16 protein-coding genes and 1 pseudogene are annotated in these 21,193 nt (G+C 71.2%); 9 read left to right on the top strand and 8 right to left on the bottom strand.

Annotated elements, in window-relative coordinates:
* Positions 1 to 34 precede the first annotated feature (34 nt).
* The gene (locus tag AC1DWP_RS04270) at positions 35 to 2,446 is read right to left on the bottom strand and encodes a glycoside hydrolase family 31 protein (protein ID WP_477613194.1); all 2,412 of its coding nucleotides are present in this window, start codon (positions 2,444 to 2,446) and stop codon (positions 35 to 37) included.
* 80 nt (positions 2,447 to 2,526) lie between these two features.
* Between AC1DWP_RS04270 and AC1DWP_RS04265 the strand changes: the two genes are divergently transcribed.
* Together AC1DWP_RS04265 and AC1DWP_RS04260 are read left to right on the top strand one after the other, a co-directional pair.
* Positions 2,527 to 3,879, top strand: coding sequence for a class II 3-deoxy-7-phosphoheptulonate synthase (locus AC1DWP_RS04265; protein WP_477613193.1), 1,353 nt, complete (start codon positions 2,527 to 2,529; stop codon positions 3,877 to 3,879).
* A 104-nt stretch (positions 3,880 to 3,983) separates the two neighbouring features.
* Positions 3,984 to 5,057 carry a threonine aldolase family protein gene (locus AC1DWP_RS04260; RefSeq protein WP_477613192.1) on the top strand — a complete coding sequence of 358 codons (1,074 nt, stop codon included), beginning with the start codon at positions 3,984 to 3,986 and terminating at the stop codon, positions 5,055 to 5,057.
* Here the strand turns inward: AC1DWP_RS04260 and AC1DWP_RS04255 are convergent.
* The 3 genes from AC1DWP_RS04255 to AC1DWP_RS04245 form a co-directional block, all read right to left on the bottom strand.
* Positions 5,045 to 5,914, bottom strand: coding sequence for a DMT family transporter (locus AC1DWP_RS04255; protein WP_477613191.1), 870 nt, complete (start codon positions 5,912 to 5,914; stop codon positions 5,045 to 5,047). The two genes, AC1DWP_RS04260 and AC1DWP_RS04255, sit on opposite strands and share 13 nt — an antisense overlap.
* Before the next feature lie 35 nt (positions 5,915 to 5,949).
* Complete coding sequence (gene pknB / locus AC1DWP_RS04250; RefSeq protein ID WP_477613190.1) at positions 5,950 to 7,941, bottom strand: Stk1 family PASTA domain-containing Ser/Thr kinase; 1,992 nt, start codon at positions 7,939 to 7,941, stop codon at positions 5,950 to 5,952.
* Positions 7,942 to 8,023: 82 nt separating this feature from the next.
* On the bottom strand, positions 8,024 to 9,343 hold the full coding sequence (locus tag AC1DWP_RS04245; RefSeq protein ID WP_477613189.1) for a lytic transglycosylase: 1,320 nt from the start codon (positions 9,341 to 9,343) through the stop codon (positions 8,024 to 8,026).
* Between the two features lie 231 nt (positions 9,344 to 9,574).
* On the opposite strand from AC1DWP_RS04245, the gene AC1DWP_RS04240 reads away from it, so the two are divergent.
* The gene (locus AC1DWP_RS04240) at positions 9,575 to 9,958 is read left to right on the top strand and encodes an Rv2175c family DNA-binding protein (RefSeq protein ID WP_477613188.1); all 384 of its coding nucleotides are present in this window, start codon (positions 9,575 to 9,577) and stop codon (positions 9,956 to 9,958) included.
* A gap of 34 nt (positions 9,959 to 9,992) precedes the next feature.
* On the opposite strand, the gene AC1DWP_RS04235 is transcribed toward AC1DWP_RS04240, so the two are convergent.
* Positions 9,993 to 11,078: a polyprenyl synthetase family protein gene (locus tag AC1DWP_RS04235; RefSeq protein WP_477613187.1), complete on the bottom strand. Its 1,086-nt coding sequence runs from the start codon at positions 11,076 to 11,078 to the stop codon at positions 9,993 to 9,995.
* A 94-nt stretch (positions 11,079 to 11,172) separates the two neighbouring features.
* Here AC1DWP_RS04235 and metF point away from each other — a divergent pair, with 94 nt between their 5' ends.
* Complete coding sequence (metF, locus tag AC1DWP_RS04230) at positions 11,173 to 12,111, top strand: methylenetetrahydrofolate reductase [NAD(P)H] (protein WP_477613186.1); 939 nt, start codon at positions 11,173 to 11,175, stop codon at positions 12,109 to 12,111.
* A 24-nt stretch (positions 12,112 to 12,135) separates the two neighbouring features.
* Here metF and AC1DWP_RS04225 read toward each other — a convergent pair whose 3' ends face one another.
* Entirely contained in the window at positions 12,136 to 13,407 is a 1,272-nt protein-coding gene (locus tag AC1DWP_RS04225; protein ID WP_477613185.1) for an MFS transporter, read from the bottom strand.
* A gap of 102 nt (positions 13,408 to 13,509) precedes the next feature.
* On the opposite strand from AC1DWP_RS04225, the gene AC1DWP_RS04220 reads away from it, so the two are divergent.
* Complete coding sequence (locus AC1DWP_RS04220; protein WP_477613184.1) at positions 13,510 to 13,830, top strand: ArsR/SmtB family transcription factor; 321 nt, start codon at positions 13,510 to 13,512, stop codon at positions 13,828 to 13,830.
* A 25-nt stretch (positions 13,831 to 13,855) separates the two neighbouring features.
* Here AC1DWP_RS04220 and AC1DWP_RS04215 read toward each other — a convergent pair whose 3' ends face one another.
* A complete protein-coding gene (locus tag AC1DWP_RS04215) occupies positions 13,856 to 14,680 on the bottom strand; it encodes an HAD-IIA family hydrolase (RefSeq protein ID WP_477613183.1) in 825 nt (274 codons plus the stop codon).
* Between the two features lie 123 nt (positions 14,681 to 14,803).
* Positions 14,804 to 15,328: a YbaK/EbsC family protein gene (locus tag AC1DWP_RS04210; RefSeq protein WP_477613182.1), complete on the bottom strand. Its 525-nt coding sequence runs from the start codon at positions 15,326 to 15,328 to the stop codon at positions 14,804 to 14,806.
* Positions 15,329 to 15,655: 327 nt separating this feature from the next.
* Between AC1DWP_RS04210 and AC1DWP_RS04205 the strand changes: the two genes are divergently transcribed.
* The 4 genes and pseudogenes from AC1DWP_RS04205 to AC1DWP_RS04190 all read left to right on the top strand — a co-directional run bounded on the left by AC1DWP_RS04205 (position 15,656) and on the right by AC1DWP_RS04190 (position 21,184).
* Positions 15,656 to 16,000: a DUF6504 family protein gene (locus AC1DWP_RS04205; RefSeq protein ID WP_477613181.1), complete on the top strand. Its 345-nt coding sequence runs from the start codon at positions 15,656 to 15,658 to the stop codon at positions 15,998 to 16,000.
* Positions 16,000 to 16,470, top strand: coding sequence for an SAV_6107 family HEPN domain-containing protein (locus AC1DWP_RS04200; RefSeq protein ID WP_477613180.1), 471 nt, complete (start codon positions 16,000 to 16,002; stop codon positions 16,468 to 16,470). Before AC1DWP_RS04205 ends, AC1DWP_RS04200 begins: the two co-directional genes overlap by 1 nt.
* Positions 16,467 to 20,354, top strand: a pseudogene (locus AC1DWP_RS04195) (DNA polymerase III subunit alpha); the annotation flags it as partial. The gene AC1DWP_RS04200 and the pseudogene AC1DWP_RS04195, both read left to right, overlap by 4 nt.
* Positions 20,355 to 20,401: 47 nt before the next feature.
* Positions 20,402 to 21,184 carry a methyltransferase domain-containing protein gene (locus AC1DWP_RS04190; RefSeq protein WP_477613179.1) on the top strand — a complete coding sequence of 261 codons (783 nt, stop codon included), beginning with the start codon at positions 20,402 to 20,404 and terminating at the stop codon, positions 21,182 to 21,184.
* The last annotated feature ends 9 nt before the right edge of the window (positions 21,185 to 21,193 follow it).

The raw sequence follows: 21,193 nt of genomic DNA, 5'->3' as shown, positions 1-21,193 counted from the left end.
CATAGTGCCATCGCGGCGGTGAGGCTGCAGCGTGTCAGTACTGGGCCAGGATCAGCTCGAGGACGGCGGCCTCGACCTCACGGTCGAGTTCGAGACCACGCAGGCGCGCAGCCGCGTCTGTGGGCCCGTCCGCCGACTCGACCAGGTCGAAGGCGGTGCTCTTCAGGTTGTAGTCGATCCGCGCCCGGTCGAGCACCTGGCCCACCGCCTCGACGGTCCGCGACCAGTCGAAGGGCCGGACGTCGCCGAGGGTGACCGTCAGGCCGCCCCCGATGGCGACGTCGCCGAGGGCGAACCGCGTGCCGCTGGTCGTGGGTTGGGGGGAGAGAGTCGTCTCGACCCCGCCCTGGCTGGTCATGCTGGCGCCGGCTTCGACGCCGAGGACGAGCAGCGTCCAGCTGCGTGAGGCAGGGAGGACGTCGACGGCTCCCGTCGGCGCCGCGATCACCAGGGTGCCGCTGGACTCGTCCCAGGTGGTCGTCGTGACCGCGGTGTGCGCCGCGGTGCTCCCGTCGTCCGGGCCCCTGCTCCCGTCGTCGGCACCGCTGCTCCCGTCGTCCTCGACGAGGTCGAACCGGCCGTCCGCCCCGACGGCCAGGACGAGCTCGATGTGCTCGGGGACTGCCGTACCCACGGCGGCGTCGTCCGAGCCAGCCAGCGGAAGGAGGCCGCCCGCGCGCACCAACACCGGGAGGGTCTCCAGCGGCCGGTGCAGTCGCACCTGCCTCCCGCCGCGGTACCGCGTGCCGGTGAACAGGTCGGTCCACACGCCGTCGGGCAGCCAGGCCTGCGCGCTGCCCAGCCCGATGACCTCCTGCTGTCGGCTGGTGATCGGGGCCACCACGAGCTCGGTCCCGAAGCGGAACTGGTTCGGCACGGCATACGCCTCGATGGCTCCTGGGTCGGCCCAGTACATCGGCTCGACGAGCGGCGCACCCTCGCGCGCGGCGCGGGCGTTCATGGTGTGCAGGTAGGGGACGAGCCGGTGCCGCAGCCGCAGGAAGGTGTCGATCGTGGTGCGGGCCTGGGCGGGGAAGGTCCACGGCTCCTTGCGGATGAAAGGGTGCAGCGTCGAGTGCAGGCGCATGATCGGTGAGAAGACACCGAGCTGCACCCAGCGGACGGTCAGGTCGTCGTCACGGCTGCCGTACCAGTGGCCACCGATGTCGTGGCTCCACCAGCCGTAGCCGATGTTGGACGAGCTCGCGGTGAAGTAGGGCTGGAAGGCGAGGGAGTCCCACGTGATGTGCGTGTCGCCCGAGAAGCCGACGGGATAGCGATGGCTGCCCGGACCGGCATACCGGGAGAAGGTGATGGGGAGCTGACCTCGTCTGGCTGAGTCGTTGAAGTGCTCGATGTTCAACAGCCACAACGGATCCACGCCGGGTGTGCGGCTGAACGAGCCCTGCTGCCAGTCCAGCCACCAGAAGTCGACGCCCTCGTCCTCGAGCGGGTGGTGGAGCCGCCGGAAGTAGGAGTCCATGAAGCGGGGGTCGGTCGGGTCGAAGGCCACTGAGCGCTCGCTGGCCGGGTCGACGCCCATGTCCTCGGCGACCTGTGGGTAGGCGTCCTCGAACGCGCGGACCCCGTCGGCGGGATGGACGTTGAGCGTCACGGCGAGGCCGCGGCGGTGCAGCTCGGCGAGGAAGGTGGGCGGATCGGGGAAGAGGTCACGGTTCCACGAGTAGCCGGTCCACCCGGTGCCGAACCGTGAGTCGATGTCGACCCAGTGCCAGTCCATGTCGAGGACCGCGACCGACAGCGGCACCCCCTCTGCCTCGAACCTGTCGAGCAGCTCGAGGTACTCGTCCCCGGAGTAGGGGTGGTAGCGGCTCCACCAGTTGCCGAGGGCCCAGCGGGGGAGCATAGGCACGGCCCCGGACACTGCGTAGAGGTCGGCGACGGCGGCGCGATAGTCGTGGCCGCGGACGAAAACGTAGAGGTCCCGGGTGCCCGGGCGACGCACGGCAGGGCGACCGTCCTCGATGAGGAACGAGTCGGAGTCGTCGATGACCGCGATGCCGGTCCGGGAGACCACACCCGGGCCGAGCGGGACGGCGCCGTCGACGTCATCGAGGGTGCGGGCCGTGCCGCCGAGCCCGTCGGCAGGCTGGCCGAAGCGCCACTCGCTGGTGTGGGCATCGGGCATCGCTGACGTCGCCGTGACGACCAGACCACTCGGGCTGAAGGGCTCGCCGTCGTAGTCGAGGTGCAGGCAGTCCGTCGACAGCTCGATCCGCTGACCCTGGCGGTGCACCTGCATGTCCGGCGCCGGCAGCGCGCGGTTGACCGCGAAGGTGCTGGCCCGGTCCTCGAACCCGCCCGACTCCGACCACTCGAGCCGCAGGAGCCCGGGGGTGAGGACGGTGATCCGCCAGCACTCGCCTGCAACCACCGCGTCGGGGTGCGCCACCGGGTTGCCGGGGACCGTCAGTCGAGAGGCCATGGGTACCCTCCTTCGCGTCGAAGGGTATCGGGATCTGGGCCATGGGACGGGGTGCGCGCGGTCCCGCCTATCCTTGAGCGGTGAGCACCACGCAGCACCACGACGCCCTCGCCAGCCTCGCGGCCGGCGCCCACCTCCCGGCTGCCCAGCAGCCGGAGTGGCCCGACGCCGCCCGCCTCTCCAGCGCCGTCGCCGAGCTCGCGTCGTATCCGCCACTGGTGTTCGCGGGGGAGTGCGACGTCCTGAAGTCCCGGATGGCCGCAGCGGCACGTGGCGACGCCTTCGTCCTGCAGGGCGGGGACTGCGCGGAGACGTTCGCGTCCGCGACCGCCGACAACATCCGCGACCGCGTGAAGACCATCCTGCAGATGGCCGCCGTCCTCACCTATGGCGCCTCCGTCCCGGTCGTCAAGGTCGGCCGGATGGCCGGCCAGTACGCCAAGCCGCGCAGCAGCGGCGCCGAGACGCGCGAGGGAGTCACCCTCCCGGCATACCGCGGCGACATGGTCAACGACTTCGACTTCACCCTCGAGTCACGCACGCCCAACCCGCAGCGACTGGTGCAGGCCTACCATGCGAGCACGGCCACCCTGAACCTCGTGCGGGCCTTCACCCAGGGTGGCTTCGCCGACCTGCGCCACGTTCATGACTGGAACCGTGGCTTCGTCGCCAACGCGGCCAACAACCGCTACGAGCGGCTGGCCAAGGACATCGACAAGGCAATGAAGTTCATGCAGGCCTGTGGCGCCGACTTCGACGCCATGCGCACCACAGAGTTCTTCTCGTCCCACGAGGCGCTGCTGCTCGACTACGAGCGACCGCTGACCCGCGTCGACAGCCGCACTGGCGAGCTCTACGACACCAGCGGTCACTTCATCTGGGTCGGCGAGCGCACCCGCGACATCGACGGCGCGCACATCGACTTCGTCTCCAAGGTGCTCAACCCGATCGGCATCAAGCTGTCGGCCAAGGCCGAGATCGACGACGTGCTGCGCCTGATCGACAAGGTCGACCCCGACCGTGAGCCGGGTCGCCTGACCTTCATCACCCGCATGGGGGCCAAGACCGTCCGTGACGCCCTCCCGACCCTGGTCGAGAAGATCACCGGTTCGGGCGCGCAGGTCACCTGGATCTGCGACCCGATGCACGGCAACACCTTCGAGTCGGCCAGCGGATACAAGACACGGGACTTCGAGGACGTCGTCGAGGAGGTGCGCGGCTTCTTCGAGGTGCACCAAGGGCTGGGCACGGTCCCCGGCGGCATCCACGTCGAGCTCACCGGCAACGACGTCACCGAGTGCATCGGCGGTGCGGAGAAGATCCTCGACGCCGACCTCAACAAGCGCTACGAGACGGTCTGCGACCCGCGGCTGAACCACCAGCAGAGCCTCGAGCTGGCCTTCCTCGTCGCCGAGATGCTGGCCAAGGACTGACGTCCGCGACGGGTCCGGCCCGGCCCGCCACCTGGCGAGCTTCGAGCAGGTATGCCGCCGGGTCGCCGGCCGTCCACGGTGGTCCACCTCCTAGGCTGGCTCGCATGCCTGCTGCGCCCCTGGTCGACCTGCTGTCCGACACCCTCACCCAGCCCACGGAGGCGATGCGCCGGGCGATGGCCGACGCCCCCGTCGGCGACGACGTCTTCGGCGAGGACCCGACGGTCCGACGGCTCGAGGAGCGGGTGGCCGAGCTGCTCGGGCACGAGGACGCGTTGTTCGCACCGACCGGCTCGATGGCCAACCAGCTGTGCCTGCGCCTGCACGTCGCCCACGGTGAGGAGCTCATCGCGGACTCGCTGGCCCACGTCCTGCGCGCGGAGATGGGTGCCGCCGCGGTGCTGTCCGGCATCTCGTCGCGGTCCTGGGTCGCCGACCACGGGCTGCTCGACGCCGCGCAGCCGCTCGCGCTGATGATCCCCGACGGCGGCACCTACCAGGTCAACACGCGCCTGGTCGTCGTCGAGAACACCCACAACTTCGGAGGTGGAACGGTCCAGCCGCTCGACCAGATCGAAGCCCTGCGCGCGGGCACGCGGTCGCGGAACGTGGCGATGCACCTCGACGGCGCCCGCCTGTGGAACGCCCACGTCGCCACCGGCGTCCCGCTCGCAACCTATGGCGCGTTGTTCGACACCGTGAGCGTGTGCCTGTCCAAGGGGCTCGGCGCCCCGGTGGGTTCGGTCCTCGTCGGGTCGCGGGACCTCATGGCGCAGGCGCGGATCTGGCGCAAGCGGTTCGGGGGCGGCATGCGACAGGTCGGGATCCTTGCCGCGGCCGGCCTGCATGCGCTCGACCACCACCTGTTGCGGCTCGCCGACGACCACGCGCGCGCCCGGCGTTTCGCCGAGGCAGCGGCAGCAGCGGTCCCCGCCTCGATCGACCCCCGGCGGGTGGAGACCAACATCGTCGTGCTCGACGTGGCGGGGGCGGGGTGGACCCCTGCGGCCTTCGTCGAGGAGGCGGGCAGACGCGGCATACGCCTCTATCCGGTGAGCGCCACGGCGGTGCGCCTCGTCTGGCACCTCGACGTCGACGACGCCGGCACCGAATGCGCCATCGCCGAGCTGGTGCCACTGCTGGAACAAGGCCCCGACGCCAACCCTCAGACCTCGTGATGCAGCAGCTCGGCGGGCCGGTCCTCCTCCGCCGAAGCGCCGGCGCTGCGACCGAGCAGCTCGACGACGTACATCGCGGTGAGCACCAGCGCGCCCCCGAGCAGCATGCGCAGCGTGAGTGACTCGCCCCCGAACAGCACCGCGAAGAACGCCGCGAAGACCGGTTCCATCGTCATCACGATGGCCGCTCGGGTGGCGGGAAGGTGCGACTGCGCCCACGTCTGGGCCCAGAGAGCGACGGCTCCGGCGACCAGGGCCATGTAGAGCAGCGAGGTCCACTGGCCGCCGGTGGAGGGCAGGGTCACGCCTCCGGGGAGCGCGCCGACCAGCGCCACCACCGTGATGACCCCGACCTGCACGGTCGCCAGGCCGGTGGCGGAAGCAGCGGTCGAGAACCGGCCGAGCCCGATGATGTGCAACGCGTAGAGCACCGCCGCGGCCAGCGTGAGGGCCTCGCCGTAGCCCACCGAGATGCCGCGCAGCGAGAGCACCGCGAGCCCGGCGGTGGCGAGCAGGACGGCCAACCACGTCGTCCCCGGGATCCGGTCGCGGAGCAGGATCGCGGCGAGCACCGGTGTCAGCACGATGTAGGTGCCGGTGACGAACCCGGACACCGATGCGTCGGTGTGCTCGAGCCCGACCGTCTGCAGCAGCTGGGCGAGGCCGTAGAGGATCCCGAGGACGACACCGATCAGGACCTCACGCCGGGTCAGGGCGAGCAGCTGGCGCCGGAACAGCACGGCCATGACGACCGCCGCGATGGCGAAGCGCACGGTCAGGAAGTCGGCCGACGGCACGTGCTCGACGAGGTCACGGATGAGGAAGAACGTCGAGCCCCAGACCGCGGTGACCGACACGAGCAGCAGCGTCGCCAGCCGCGACGGGGACAGGGTCAGACGATCACCATCGTGACGACCGAGCCCTTGGGCGCCTCGGTGTTGGCCGCCGGGTTGGTGTGGTGGACAGTGCCGAAGATGCCACCCAAGGCGTTCTCACGCTTGACGTCGAAGCCGGCGGCTCGCAGGATCGCCTCGGCCTCGTCGGCCTGCTTGCCGGAGACGTCGGGCACCTTCACCAGGACCGGGCCCTTGGAGACGACCAGCTTGACCGTCTCGCCCTTGAACAGGGTGCCACCGGCCGGAGACTGCGAGATCACGTTGCCCTTGGCGATGGTGTCGCTGTTGGCCTGCTCGGTCGCGTCGACGGTGAGCCCGGCCTTGGACAGGGCGTCGACCGCCGCTGCGGCCGGCTTGTTGGTGAAGTCGGTGACCGGGATCGGCTGCCTGCCCTTGGACACGACGACGTTGACCTTGGTGCCGCGCTTGAGCGGGGTGCCGACCTTGGGGTCGACGCCCACCACGAGACCCGCGGCGACGGTCTCGTCGAAGGCCTCCTTGCTGGTCCCCACCGTCAGCTTGGCCGCCGTGATCTGGTCGCGCGCCTCGGCCGCGGACTTGTTGAGCACGTTGGGCACGGCATACCGCTCCGGTCCCTTGGAGACGGTGACCTTGACGTCGGTGCCGCGTCGCACCTCGGCGCCGGCGCCGGGGTCGGTGGACATGACCACGCCCTTGGGCACCGACTCGTCGAAGCTGTCGACCCGGTCGGCGCCGAGGTGGGCGACGTCCAGCTTGTCCTGGGCCTGGGCGAAGGTGAGGTTGGTGGTCGCCGGCACGACGGTGGGGGAGCCGGGACCCGCGAGGAACCACCAGGCGGCGATGCCCGCGACGAGGGCGACGCCGAGGGCGATCCAGATCCAGCGCCAGGGCCCTCCGCGACGGTCGTAGTCGTCGTCGCTGTCCATGGTGTCGACGCCCCGCCCGGGCAGCACGGGGGGACTCGTGGGGGTGCGGTCGATGGGCAGCGACAGCCGCGGCACGGGACGACCGGGGACGGCGGCATGGCGTGGTTCGTGACCGGCAGGCTCGTGACCGGTGGACGCCGGGAGCGCGCTGGTCCGCTCGACGGCCACGGTGCTCGCTCCACCGGCCAGGGCAGCGGGGCCCTCGGGTCGGCGGTCCAGCTCGGTCGGGGTCAGCATCGCCCGCGACTTGCGCACCTCGGTGAGGAAGTCCTCGGCGTCGTAGGGCCGGTGGTCGGGGTCGCGCGAAGTCGCCAGCGCCACGAGCGCGTCGAGCTCGGCAGGCACGGAGGTCACCCTCGACGACGGTGCCGGGATGGAACCGTGGACGTGCTGGTAGGCGATGTGGATCGGGGTGTCGCCGGTGAACGCCTTGGTGCCGGTGAGCATCTCGAACAGGATGAGCCCGGCGGCATAGACGTCACTGCGGGCGTCGGCGATGCCGCGCTCGACCTGCTCCGGGGAGAGGTAGGCAACCGTCCCGAGCAGGACACCGGTCTGGGAGGCGGTGGTCTGGGTCGAGACGGCTCGGGCGAGGCCGAAGTCGGCGACCTTCACGGTGCCGTCGTCCTCGCGCAGGATGATGTTCTCGGGCTTGACGTCGCGGTGGATGATGCCGCCGCGGTGGGCCGCGCCGAGTGCTTGCAGTACCGGACCCATGATGTCGAGGGCGGCGCGCGGGGTCAGCGGACCCTCGGCCTTCATCACCTCGCGCAGGGTCTGGCCCGGCACGTACTCCATCGCCAGGAACATGTGGCCGTCGTCCTCGCCCTGGTCGAAGACCGACACGACGTTGGGGTGGGACAGTCGCGCAGCCGAGCGCGCCTCACGCTTGAACCGGCTCACGAAGGCCTCGTCCTGCGCGAGGTCGTGGCGCATCACCTTCAGCGCGACGTCGCGGTCCAGCCGGGTGTCCAGGGCGAGGTAGACGGACGCCATTCCGCCGTCGGCAATGTGCGACAGGACGCGGTAGCGCCCGTCGAACACACGCCCGAGCAACGACTCGGTGACACCGGAAGACACCCGCAAAGTGTAGGAGGTCTCGCTGGTCATCTCGTGCAGGCGGGTCCGTGGGCGCTGTCCCGACCGCATTCGTCAGGCTGGCTCACATCCGGGTGCGGTGCGCCTTGATGGCGGCCACGTAGCCCTTGGTGTCGGCGTACATGCCGTTCTTCTGCACCGAGTAGAGACCTTGGTAGTAGCCGGCGATGGCCTGGTCGACCGTGCTGGCGGACCGCGTCAGTGAGCGCAGGATCACCACCCCCGCCGTGATGTTGTCCTGGGTGTTGAGCAGGTTGAGCTGTCGTCCGGCCATCTCGGAGGCCCACTGCCCGGACGAAGGGATGACCTGCATGACACCGATGGCGTTGGCCACCGACACCTGGCGCTGGTTCCAGCCCGACTCCTGCCAGCCGACGGCCAGGGCCAGCTTGGGGTCCACGCCGTGGCGTCGCGCCGTCGCGACGATCATCGCCTGGGTCTGGCTGCGGCTGGGAACGGCGTGCCGGGCCAGGGCGGCGCGGTTGCGGTTGGCCGCGTTGACGATCGAGCTGGGGTAGGTGCGGCCCGCGAACGAGTTGGCGCTCGCGGCAGACTTGGCCGGCTTGGCCGGCACCTTGAGCCGCTGGCCCGGGTAGATGACCGAGGCCGCGGACAGCCGGTTGGTCTTGAGCAGGGCGGCGAGGGTGACGCTGTGCTTCGTGGCGATACCGCTGAGCGTGTCGCCGACGCGCACCGCGTATGCCGCGGTGCCGGCGGGGCGGGTGGCCGCCGGCGTGGCCCCGTGGACCCTGAGGACCTGGCCGGGGTGGATGACGCTGCGGGCGTTCAGCCGGTTCAGCGAGTACACCGTCGGGAGGGCAGTCTTGGTGCGGGCGGCGACGACGCTGAGCGTGTCGCCGCTGCGCACCCGGTAGGTGGTGATGGACGGCGCTGCGTCCGCCGGGCGGCGGGCGCTCGCGGCTCCGGCGCCGGGGATGCGGACCTTCTGGCCGACCTGCAGCACCGAGCGGGGGGAGAGCCGATTGGCCTTGAGGAGGGCGGCGAGGGACACACCCTTGCGCGCGGCGATGTGGCTCAGCGTGTCACCGGAACGGACGACGTAGGTCGCGCGCTTGATCGCCGCAGCCCTCGCCGCGGCCGCGGCTCGTGCCCTGGCCGCCTCGGCGCGGGCCTGCGCGGCGGTCTTGGGCACCGACAGCCGCTGTCCGATGGACAGGTGGTTCCCCCCGTGACTCAGGTGGTTGCGTGTCGCCAGGGTCCCCGTCGTGGTCCCCGTGCGGGCGGCGATGTCGGCCAGGGTGTCTCCGGTCCGGACCGTGTAGGCCACCCAGCCATAGGGGGCAGGCTTGGCTTTCTGGACGACGGCGACGGCCGCCTGGAGGGTGGCCGAAGGGAGCGCTGCCGGAGCGATCACTGGGGACATCGGGGGCTGCCTTTCGGGCTGTGGTGGAGCACGTGGTGGAGAGCCTCAGGTGGAGCAGGTGGTGGAACAGGTGATGGAACGGGTGGCTGGAGTGAACAGTGGGGCAAGTGTGACGATTGTGAAAGGTACACCATCGAAGGCCCCCATATCGACTTACATCGATGTAATTCACTCCCGGAGGCACTCCGGGACGCAATTTGCTTTGCAAGCGTTCGCTGGCACTCTTGTCCCGTGACCGATCAGCCTGCGGACCCCGCGGAGACCCCCCTCGAAGACCTCGTCGGCTCCTGGCTGACCGTGCCCGACATCGCCGAGCGGCTGGGCATTCCACTGTCGTCGGTGCGCAAGCTGATCGAGGACCGCGAGCTGCTCAGCGCCAGGGTCGGTGAGCGCAACGTCGTCGCGGTACCGGCGCAGTTCCTCGAGGAGGACGTGTTCCGTCACCTGCGGGGCACCTTCACCGTGCTCGCCGACGGAGGCCTGAACGACGCGGAGATCCTCCGCTGGCTGTTCACCCGCGACGAGACGCTGCGCGTCGCCGGGACCCCGGTCGACAACCTGGCGGCCGGGTTCAAGACCGAGGTGCGGCGCCGCGCGATGGAGCAGGCCTTCTAGCGGCGACTGCCCAGAACGGGCGGCCTGAGCACGACTAGTGGGCCCGGGTCGTCGAGCTGTCGATCAGCTGGTCGAGCACCCCTGCCGCCTCGGGTGCGAGCTCACGCGTCGACTTGAGAGCCATCCGTGCCGAGCCGGCGAGGCGGGCGATGTCGGCCTCGACCGCGTCGACCGCACCTGCGGCTGTGATCGCCTCGCGCAGCCGGTGCACCGTCTGGTCGTCGAGCGCGGGGTCGCCCAGTCGAGCCTCGATGAGTTCGACCCCGGCCGGGTCGGCCCCGGCGAGGGCGTGCGCGATCAGCACGGTGCGCTTGCCCTCTCGCAGGTCGTCGCCCGCGGGCTTGCCCGTCGCGGCCGGGTCGCCGAACACGCCCAGCAGGTCGTCGCGCAGCTGGAACGCCTGGCCGAGGTCGAGGCCGTAGCGGGACAGGGCCGAGAGGTCCTCGTCGGACGCGCCACCGGCAGTGGCCCCGATGAGAAGAGGGTGCTCGACGGTGTACTTGGCGCTCTTGAACCGGATGACGTGCTCTGCCCGGTCGATCCGCTCCTGGGTGGACACGCCGTCCCACGACCGCGCGGACTCCACGACGTCGAGGAACTGGCCGCCCATGAGCTGGGTTCGCATCACGTCGAAGACGCCTCGCCCGCGCGAGAGGTGGTCGGGGTCGAGACCGGACGTCGCGTAGATCTCCTCGGTCCAGTTGAGGCACAGGTTGCCGGCGAGGATCGCGCCGGCCACCCCGAACCGGTCGGCGTCGCCGGACCACGACTCACGCTCGTGGCGAGCTGCGAGCGAACGGTGCGCAGCCGGCATACCCCGCCGGGTGTCACTGTCGTCCATGACGTCGTCGTGGATCAGCGCAGCCGCCTGGAAGAACTCCATGGCGGTGGCCACGCGGACGAGGGCGTCCGAGTCGGGCTGTCCGGTGGCGCGGTAGCCCCAGTAGAGGAAGGCGGCCCGCAGCCGCTTGCCGCCGGTGAGGAGGCGGGCGACGGCGCCGAGCAGCTCTTGGGCGTCGGGGCCCACCTCGGCGAGGACCCCGGCCTGGTGGGTGAGGACGTCGTCGACGGTGCGCTGTACGCGCTCACGAAGGGACGCGGCGTCGAGCGGGCTGGTCACCACGCGTTCCTCCCGGCGTCTGTCGATCCGCGGAATGTCTCATCCTGTGCTGGCACTGAGCCTACGGCGTGGGCCCTCGACTAGTCTCACCGCCATGGCTTTGGGGCACACCTCGGGAGTGGATCGACCGACGCAGCAGCCGTTGTCGATCCCCGGAATGCTGGCGGCGCCGCATCCCTCGATCAGCTTCGAGTTCTTCCCGCCCAAGGACGACGCCGGGGAGTCCATGCTCTGGGACGCCATCCGCCGCCTGGAGTCCGTGCGACCCGACTTCGTCTCGGTCACCTACGGCGCGGGCGGCTCCAACCAGGACCGCACGGTGCGCGTCACCGAGCGGATCGCCCGTGAGACGACGTTGACGCCGTTGGCGCACCTGACCTGTGTCGGCGCGTCCGTGGCCGCGCTGCGCCAGGTCGTGGGCCTGTATGCCGCGAGCGGCGTCCGCAACATCCTCGCCCTCCGGGGCGACCCGCCGGGCAACGTCGGCGGCGAGTGGGTGGCTCACCCCGAGGGCCTCAACCACGCGACCGACCTCGTGGCGCTGGTGCGGACCCTGGGCGACTTCACGATCGGGGTCGCGGCGTTCCCTGACGTGCACCCAGCGTCACCGAGCTTCGAGCACGACGTCGAGGTCATGGTCCGCAAGGCCGATGCCGGCGCGAGCTTCGCCATCACCCAGATGGTCTTCGACGCCGACAGCTACCTGCGGCTGCGCGACGCCGTGGCGGCTCGTCGCGACCTGCCGATCACCCCCGGACTGATGCCGGTGACGAACTTCAAGCAGGTGGCGAGGATGTCCGAGCTGATGGGCACCCCGTTGCCGCCGGCCGTCGTGGGCCGGCTCGAGGCGGTCTCGCACGACCCCGCCGCGACCCGTGAGGTGGGCGTGCAGATCGCCACCGAGCTCGCCGACCGGATGCTCCGTGAAGGCGCACCGGGGCTGCACTTCATCACGATGAACCGCTCGACGGCGACCCTCGAGGTCTACCGCAACCTCGACCTCACCACGCGCAGCGCCGCAGGCCTGGCCTGAGCGCTGTCCCCGTGGTCGGTTCGGTCAGTCCCGGGTGGTGAACGCCCTGGCCAGGGCGGCGGCTGCAGACAGCGCGACCACGGTCAGCCCGTAGACGGTTGCCGTCGTCTCGAGGCCGAACCGCGGGACCGCGAACCCGGCGGCGACCGCCGGCAGCCCGAAGGCGAGGTAGCTGACGACGAACACGCTGGAGAAGAGCTCGCCGCGCTGGGCCGGCCCGACGGTCGGGGTGATCGAGCGCATGATCCCGAGGAAGGACGTGCCGAAGCCCGACCCCGCGACCACCGCGGCCAGGAGGAAGGCGACGAGCGACCCCGCGTGCAGCGCGACCAGCGTCAGCACCGTGCCGACGGCGAGCATGGTCGTGCCGTAGAGCGTGATCCGGCGGGGTGTGCGCTGTCGGCCGAGGTAGGAGCTGAGGGCGCCGACCCCGGTGAGCACCGTGACGACCGCACCCTGTTCGACGTGGCTGCGACCCCCGAGCAGCTGGCCGACGATGGGCGCGCCCAGCGAGAGGTAGAGGCCACCGGTGGCCCAGCCGGCGAACAGGGCCGGTGCGCTGCGCCGGAACGCAGGTCGGGCAGCAGCAGGTATGCCGACCCGTGGACGCAGCGAGCGCAGCCACCCCTGGTGACGTGGCGAGGTCTCGGGAAGAGCGAGGACGCCCACCGCCAGTGCGAGGTAGGCCGCGGTGAGCGTCGCGAAGACGAGCGGGAGGGCGTGCGGGCTGGAGTCCAGCACGGCACCGGCCGCGAGCGCGCCTGCGGCGAGACCCAACAGCGGGGTGACGCTGTTGAGCGTCGCGGCGAGTCCTGGGCGGGTGCCTGGCTCGAGGTCCACGACGGCTGCCGACATGGTCGACATCAGCAGGCCTGCGGCGACACCTTGCACTGCGCGCGAGACCAGCAGGGTGCCGACGCCGTCGGCGTGCCAGAAGCCGACCATGCTCACCGCGAGGACCAGGAAGCCGACGGCCAGCACCGGTCGGCGTCCGATGTGGTCGGACAGGGAGCCGGTCACGAGCAGGGTGACCAGGAGCGTGACGGCATACACCCCGAAGATGGTGGTCATCGTCCCCGCCGAGAAGCCGATCTGGGTCTGGAGCACCGGGTAGAAGGGTGATGGTGCGCTCGCGCCGACCATCAGCGCCACGACCGACGCGAGGGCGAGCACGAAGGCGGGGCGACGGGGGAGCCGGCGTCCGCGTCCCTCACCGTCGGCGGTGGAGCTCTTGGTGGTCGAGCTGGTGGTGGTCGAGCTGGTCGTTCCGGTCGGGATGCTGCTGGTCGCACTCATGACGGGCCTCTCGGACGAAAACAACGGTTCGAAACTTATCGAACTGTCAATCTGCCCTGGACATTCCCGATCTTGCCAGATTGGTTCGAGTATTATCGAACCATGCCCGCAAACCAAGAGCTGCCACACCCGGCCATGGCGGACGTGGCGCTCACCGACGTGCTCTTCGCGCTGAGCGACCCGGCCCGGCTGCAGATCGTCCGGGACCTCGCCGCGGGCCCGCTCGAGATGGCCCAGTGCGGTGCGACGAACCCGGCACTGCCCAAGTCGACAAAGTCCCACCTGATGAAGGTGCTCCGCGAGGCGGGCGTCATCCGCAACGAGCCTCGTGGCCGTGAACGGCTGGTGTCGCTGCGCCGCGAGGAGCTCGACGTGGCCTTCCCGGGGCTGCTCGCCAGCGTGCTGGGCGACTCGCGCGGCTGACCCGGCCGGGCGGCATACCTCGGGGTCAGCCGCTCGAGTCGCTCGAGGCTCCTGTCAGCGGACGCAGCTCGGTGACGAGCGGCACGACGTCGGCGATCGAGTCGACGACGCGGGTCGGCTGGTAGGGAAAGCGTTGCACCTGCTCGCGCCTGGTCGACCCGGTCAGCACGAGGATGGTCCGCAGCCCCGCTTCCAGTCCGCTGATGACGTCGGTGTCCATCCGGTCGCCGATCATCACGGTCGACTCGGAGTGGGCGTCGATCCGGTTGAGCGCGCTGCGCATCATCAGGGGGTTGGGCTTGCCGACGAAGTAGGGCCGGTGGCTGGTGGCCGCGCTGATCAGGGCTGCGACGGAGCCGGTGGCCGGCAGCATGCCGTGCGGGCTGGGCCCGCTGACGTCGGGGTTGGTGGCGATGAAGCGGGCTCCGGCCTCGATGAGCCGGATCGCCTTGGTGATCGACTCGAACGAGTAGGTGCGGGTCTCGCCGAGCACGACGTAGTCGGGGTCGCGCTCGGTCATCGTGTAGCCCACCTCGTGGAGCGCCGTCGTCAGGCCTGCCTCGCCGACGACGAACGCGCTCCCGCCCGGCCGCTGGTCGGCGAGGAACTGCGCTGTGGCGAGGGCGGAGGTCCAGATCGACTCCTCCGGCACGTCGAGACCGCTGGCGAGCAGCCGGGCCCGCAGGTCGCGCGGGGTGAAGATCGAGTTGTTGGTCAGGACGAGGAACCGCCGCCCTGACTCCTGCAGTGTGGCAATGAAGTCGGCGGCTCCGGGGATCGCGCTCTCCTCGTGGACGAGGACGCCGTCCATGTCGGTGAGCCAGCACTCGACGGGCTTCGGTGTGGTCATGGGCCCATTGTGTCCGAGTTGCGTGCGGGGTCTGGGGGAGTGCCGGGTGGCGGACGTCGCGGAGGATGGAGTGCCTGAAGGAGGTGGCGCCCTGCCATTGGCCACGAGCGCAGTAGCGGCGCCTCAGGCGACCTCGATCGCGTGGCCTCCGGTGACGCGGAGCAACTCTTCGTAGGTCGTGCGGAAGACGGTGTGGCTGTGGCCGGCAGCCGCCCAGACGTGGCGGTAGCGGCTGAGTGAGACGTCGACGAGAGTGCGGACCTGGCTGCGGTGGCCGACTGGCGCCACGCCCCCGATGGTGAAACCGGTCGCCTCGAGGACGAAGTCGGCGTCTGCCCGGTCGAGGTGGTCGACGTCGTCGACGAGGTCGGCGACCTTGACCAGGTCAACCCTGTGTGCGCCCGAGGTGAGGATGAGCATCGGGCTGATCGTGCCGTCCGGTGCGTGGGCCCGGAAGACGAGCGAGTTGGCGATCTCGGCGGGGGTGATGCCCAGCGCGGCGGCCGCGGCGGCCGCGGTGCGCACGGCGTCCGGGAGGGTGACCACCTCGGGGACGACGTGGTGGATCGCAAGGTTCTCCAGGACCCTGCGGACGGCAGGGTGCCCGGTCAGGTCGGGGGCCGACGTCGGCACGTCGGACGCTGTCATGGCCGAAGACTAGGGCCGTGCGGTCACGCCTGTCACCAGTCGTCTGGAGGGGGTTGACGGACTGTCCGTGGCGGGGTGTACCGTTCTTCTTATCGAACACCTGTTCGAACTCGTGGTTCACGACGACGACCGATCCACCGGTCACGGCCCCACACCGTGGTGGGCGGTCATCCCGCGGACCACTGCGGCTCTGGCCCTGTGAGCAGGCGCCTCGACCCCGCCTCTCACAGGGCCCAGAGCGCATCACCCGGTGACGCGGCAGCGCTGTGTCTGGTGGCGCTGCGCCATGCCCGCAACCCGAAAACCAGATCCCCGAAGGAGCGCCCTGTGGTCCGCCGCTACGAAGAGCCCATCGAGGTCCGCGAGGGCGCTCGCGAGGACCTGACCCCTGGTCTGGGAGAGGTGGCGGGGCGCGGTCCGAACGCCTTCGTCTGGCGTGGCCGGCTCTATGTCGTCCGGGCCGTGCTCGACCGCTGGCAGGAGCGGCGGCCGTGGTGGCGCGACGCCCGCGAGCGCGAGGGCAGCGACGTGCTCACCGATGCGCGGGAACGACAGGTCTGGCGGGTCGAGGCGAGCGCCGGCCGACTCGCCGGGATCGGGGTCTACGACCTGTGCGCCGACCCCGCCAGTCACGCAGGCAGCCAGTGGCGGCTGCTGAGGGTGGCGGACTGATGGGCGCCCGAAGTGCACACGGGACTGCCCAGGGGGCGGCCAGCGGAGCTGCTGCCACGCTCGACCTGCTGGACCGGGCACGGCACTCGCTGCTCGAGGCCTGCCAGAGCGAGGAGGTCGCCCGACGCTATGACCAGGCCCAGCTCGGTGCCCTGCGCGCGGCTGCCGCCGTGGTCGCCACCCGCATCACGTCCACCCACCAGTCCGCGGGCCAGTCCGGTCCTCGCAGCCTGTGGGAGCTGCTGCCCACGGTCGCGCCCGAGCTCTCCGAGTGGGCCGGGTTCTTCGACGTCGTGGGAGCTCGCCGCCACCACGACCACAGTGCGCGCGAGGCCGACGACCTGCTGCGCCAGTCCGAGCTCTTCCTCGACCTCGTCTGCCGGACCCTGGGTCTGCCAGTGCCCAGGTCGCCGTACGACCACCTGCTGGTGCCCACCGCAGTGACCAGCACTCCGGGGGCCGGCCCGTGAGCACCGAGTTCGCCCACCTGCACGTCGCGTCGGGGTTCTCGATGCGCTACGGCACCGCGACGCCCCAGGCGCTGGTCGAACGCGCTGCCCAGCACCGTCAGCCGATCCTCGCGCTCACCGACCGTGATGGTCTCTACGGTGCGGTCCGCTTCGTCCAGGCCGCCACCGCGGCCGGCATCGCACCCGTTCTGGGAGTCGACCTCGCGGTGGGCCCAGATGCGATGGGTTCAGATGCGGTCGGTCCGGGTCCGGTGGGTCTGGATGCGGTCGGTCCAGCGGTGAGGGGGCGGACCCCTGTCCGGGGTGGCGCCGAGCGCGATGCCCGCCATCCACGGGTCACCGTGCTCGCGCGGGGACGAGCGGCTGGGGTGCCCGCAGGGGTGGGGTGGGCGGCACTGTGCCGGCTAGTCACCCAGACCCACCTGCGCGGTGAGCGGGGAGTGCCCGTGAGCTCCGCCGCCGTGGTCGCAGCAGCGTGCGGCGGCGCAGGTGAAGGGGAGCCCAGTCCGCTCGTGGTGCTGCTCGGCCCCGACTCCGACGTGGGACGGGCGCTGCTGGCCAAGCGCACCGACCGGGCCCGTGAGCTGCTGGATTCCTGGCGGCGCCGACTGCCACCTGACGCCGTCGTCATCGAGGTGGTCTGCCACGGGGGACCCGAGGGCACCCCGGCATCGCGCAGTCATGCCCGACGGCTGCTGGGGCTCGCCGACGAGCAGGGCGTCACCGCGGTGCTCACCGCGGCGGTGCGCCACGTCGATCCCGGGGAGTCGGCCGTCGTCGACGTGCTCGACGCCGCGCGGCGGCTGGTCGCCCTCGACACCCGGCACCTCGACCGGGTCACCGACGCCGCCCACCTGGCCACGACCGACACGATGCACGCCATCGCCCGTGAGATCACCGGTGGCGACCTCGGCCGGGCTGACGACCTGGTCGGGCGGACCCTGGCTCTGGGGCTCGGCTGCGCCCAGAGCGCCCGCCATGACCTCGGCATCGGGTCGGTCCACCTGCCCGAACCCGACCGGGTGGGGGTCGATCCCGGCATGAGTGCCCAGGTGGTGCTCGAGCAACGGTGCCGCGCGGCGGTGGCCGGGCGCTACCCCGGGGCCGGCGAGCGCGACCTGATGGCGGTGGAGAGCCGGCTCACCGACGAGCTCAAGGTCATCGCGGAGCTGGGCTACCCGACCTACTTCCTCACCGTCGCCGAGGTCGTCGACCTGATCCACGACATGGGGGTCAGAGTCGCGGCTCGCGGCTCGGGAGCCGGGTCGCTGGTCAACTACCTGCTCGGGATCAGCGGGGTCGACCCGATCCGCTACGGCCTGCTGATGGAGCGGTTCTGCTCGCCGCTGCGGGCCGAGCTGCCCGACATCGACATCGACGTGGAGTCGGCCCGCCGCACCGAGGTCTACGAGCGGGTCCTCGACCGGTTCGGCGGTGAGCGGGTCACCTGCGTGTCGATGATGGACACCTACAAGGTGCGGCACGCCATCCGGGACGTCGGGGCGGCGCTCGGGCTGCCGCCGGTGGAGATCGACGAGATCGCCAAGGCGTTCCCGCACATCCGGGCCCGGGACGCCCGCAACGCCATCGCCGAGCTGCCCGAGCTGCGTTCGCGAGGCCTGGACAGTCCTCGGCTGCGAGCCCTGTTCGACCTCGTCGAGCGGCTCGACGGGTTGCCCCGCCACATCGCGCTGCACCCGTGCGGCGTGATCCTGTCCGACGGCAGCCTGCTCGACCGGACGCCGGTGGAGGCGAGCTGGCTGGGTTTCCCGATGAGCCAGTTCGACAAGGACGACGTCGAGACGCTCGGGCTGCTCAAGCTCGACGTCCTCGGCATCCGGATGCAGTCGGCGATGGCCCACGCCGTGCAGGAGGTCCAGCGGGTCGACGGAGTGCAGGTCGACCTCGACGACCAGGCCCAGGTGCCGCTCGACGACGAGGCGACATTCCGCCTGATCCGCACCAGCCACACCCTCGGCTGCTTCCAGATCGAGAGCCCCGGACAGCGTGAGCTGATCGGCAAGTTCGGTCCGGAGCGGTTCGAGGACCTTGTCATCGACATCTCGCTGTTCCGGCCAGGCCCGGTGAAGTCCGACATGATCACGCCGTTCCTCGAGGCCCGGCACGGCTGGAAGGAGGTCAGCTACCTGCACCCCACGCTCATCGAGGCACTGCAGGAGACCGAGGGAGTCGTCGTCTTCCACGAGCAGGTGCTGATGATCGTCGCCGAGACGACCGGGGTGTCGCTCGCCCAGGCCGACGAGGTGCGCCGTGCCCTCGGCACCCCCAAGGGACAGCTCGAGATCGAGGCCTGGTGGCGACCGGCCGCCTCGGCCCGCGGCTATGCCCCCGCCGATGTCGACCGGATCTGGGAGGTGCTCAAGGCGTTCGCGTCGTTCGGGTTCTGCAAGGCCCACGCCGCGGCCTTCGCCCTGCCGACCTATCACTCCGCGTGGCTCAAGACCCACCACGCCGCAGCGTTCCTCGCCGGCGTGCTCACCCACGACCCGGGCATGTATCCCAAGCGGCTGATCCTCGACGACGCCCGGAGCCTGGGCATCGCGGTGCTCGGCCTCGACGTCAACGTCTCGACCGGCAGCTACCGCATCGAACGCCTGGACTGCGACGACCCGTCCGGGTTCGTCCCGCCGCACCCCGACCTGCCCGATGCCAGCGACTACGGCATCCGGCTGTCGCTGGCCGACGTCCGCGGCATCAACGACGCAGAGGTGGCCCGCATCGTCGCCGGGCAGCCCTACGCCGGGCTGGCCGACTTCTGGCACCGCGCCCACGTCTCGCGTCCGATCGCCGAACGCCTCGTCCTCGCGGGGGGTTTCGACAGTCTCTACGGCATGCGGGTGGCCTCCGCGGGCATCGACGCCGGGGGACTGGGTCGTCGGGGCCGGACCACCCGTCGTGACCTGCTGCTGCACGTCGCCGAGCTCGACCGCTACGGCCGGGCACTGGACCGTTCGGCGCGTCGGGCGGCGCCACGCCGGGCCAGGGGGAGCCGTGCCCTGCCGGTGTCGGACCAGCACCTCGAGGGTGGGCAGGTGCGGGCCCGGGCGGCAGCGCAGTCGCAGGCAGCGCTGCCGGTACGCGCAGCCGACCAGCAGGCGACCCAGCTCGCGCTCGACCTCGGTGACCGACCCGAGCTCACCAGTGGCACCGGCCTGCCCGAGCTGAGCGGTCCCGAACGCGTCCGCGCCGAGCTCGACATCCTCGGCCTCGACGCGAGTGCCCACGTGGTCGACTTCTACGCTCCGATGCTCGATGCGCTCGGAGTCACCCGCAGTCGCGACCTGTTGCGGGCGCGCAGCCGGTCCACCGTGTGGGCGTGCGGGGTCAAGGTCGCCACCCAGACGCCGCCGATCCGGTCAGGGCGACGGGTCGTCTTCCTCACCCTCGACGACTCCACCGGACCGATCGACGCGACCTTCTTCGAGGATGTCCAAGGTCCTTATGCCGCCACGGTCTTCCACTCGTGGATGCTGCTCGTCCGTGGTGTGGTGCGTCGCACCGGTCCGCGGGGCATCTCGCTGCGGGCGACGGGTGCGTGGGAGCTCACCCCGTTGTGGGACGCGTGGCGAGGTGGTGGCCTCGAGGCGGTGTATGCCGCGATGGATGCCAGCGAGCGCGCCGCCACCGAGCAGGCTGAGGCGTTGGAGGCTGCCCACCAGCAGCAGGTGGGCGCAGGACGGCGAGTCCTGGTGCATGCCTCGGGCTTCCGGCAGTCGCCCTATGCCGACACCCGGCCGCCGGGCGAGGACGTGCGGGGGTCCCACCGCCTCGGTCAAGGGGCGGCGGTGCCCGACGCGGGAGGGGCGGATCAGTTCACGCCGCCGCGCAAGCTCTGGCACTCGAGCCCTGGCAGTCCCCGACACCACTGGCCATTAGGCTGGCCACCGCACCCGCAGACCCAGCACAGGAGGTGGCCGTCGTGGCCGAAGAGCAGTGGCGGACCCGACGCGGTGGCGTCGAGACAGCCCTGCGGACCTCGGCGGTGTGGGCCTCGGTGCGCACCCTCATCGAGCGCCAGCAGGCCGAGCTGGGTCGCCCCCTGCGGGTCCTGGACCTCGGGGGCGGCACCGGCGGCCTCGCGGTGCCACTGGCCGAGCTCGGCCACGACGTCACCGTCGTCGACCCGAGTCCGGACGCCCTCGCCTCCCTGTCGAGGCGCAGCGCCGAGCGTGGCGTCGCCGACCGGGTGACCGCACTGCAGGGGGACGCCGACTCCCTGGCCGACTTCGTGGGCGACCAACCGGTCGACCTGGTCTGCTGCCACGGCACCCTCGAGGTCGTCGACGACCCCCAGGCCACCCTCGCGGCGCTGGCCGCAGTGCTGGCTCCCGGTGGTTACCTCAGCCTGGTGGCCGCGGGGCGGCTCGCCGTCGTCCTGGCCCGGGCGCTGGCCGGGCAGTTCGCCCAGGCCCACACCGCCCTGACCTCCGCAGACGGCCGTTGGGGCGGCGCCGATCCGCTGCCGCGCCGGTTCGACGCCGCCGCGCTGCAGGCCCTGGTCGAGCAGACCGGGCTCGTCGTCGAGGACGTCCACGGCGTGCGGTTGTTCAGCGACCTCGTGCCGTCGGCGCTGATCGACTCCGAGGCCGACCGCATGGCCCTGCTCGAGCTCGAACAGGTGGCCAGCCGCCACCCCGACTTCGGGTTCCTCGGACAGTTGGGCGCGGCCGTGCACGTCCTCGCCCGACGCTGAGGGCGAACC

The organism is Pedococcus sp. P2_F6, assembly GCF_056403675.1.
The sequence above is the reverse complement of the archived record's forward strand: the minus strand, read 5'-3'. Positions and strand labels throughout refer to the sequence as shown.

Coding starts and splice junctions, on each gene's coding strand:
- AC1DWP_RS04270 (WP_477613194.1), bottom strand. CDS start 2,446: ATGGCCTCTCGACTGACGGTCCCCGGCAACCCGGTGGCGCACCCCGAC.
- AC1DWP_RS04220 (WP_477613184.1), top strand. CDS start 13,510: ATGCCCGCAAACCAAGAGCTGCCACACCCGGCCATGGCGGACGTGGCG.
- AC1DWP_RS04225 (WP_477613185.1), bottom strand. CDS start 13,407: ATGAGTGCGACCAGCAGCATCCCGACCGGAACGACCAGCTCGACCACC.
- AC1DWP_RS04210 (WP_477613182.1), bottom strand. CDS start 15,328: ATGACAGCGTCCGACGTGCCGACGTCGGCCCCCGACCTGACCGGGCAC.
- AC1DWP_RS04260 (WP_477613192.1), top strand. CDS start 3,984: ATGCCTGCTGCGCCCCTGGTCGACCTGCTGTCCGACACCCTCACCCAG.
- AC1DWP_RS04215 (WP_477613183.1), bottom strand. CDS start 14,680: ATGACCACACCGAAGCCCGTCGAGTGCTGGCTCACCGACATGGACGGC.
- metF (WP_477613186.1), top strand. CDS start 11,173: ATGGCTTTGGGGCACACCTCGGGAGTGGATCGACCGACGCAGCAGCCG.
- AC1DWP_RS04245 (WP_477613189.1), bottom strand. CDS start 9,343: ATGTCCCCAGTGATCGCTCCGGCAGCGCTCCCTTCGGCCACCCTCCAG.
- AC1DWP_RS04200 (WP_477613180.1), top strand. CDS start 16,000: ATGGGCGCCCGAAGTGCACACGGGACTGCCCAGGGGGCGGCCAGCGGA.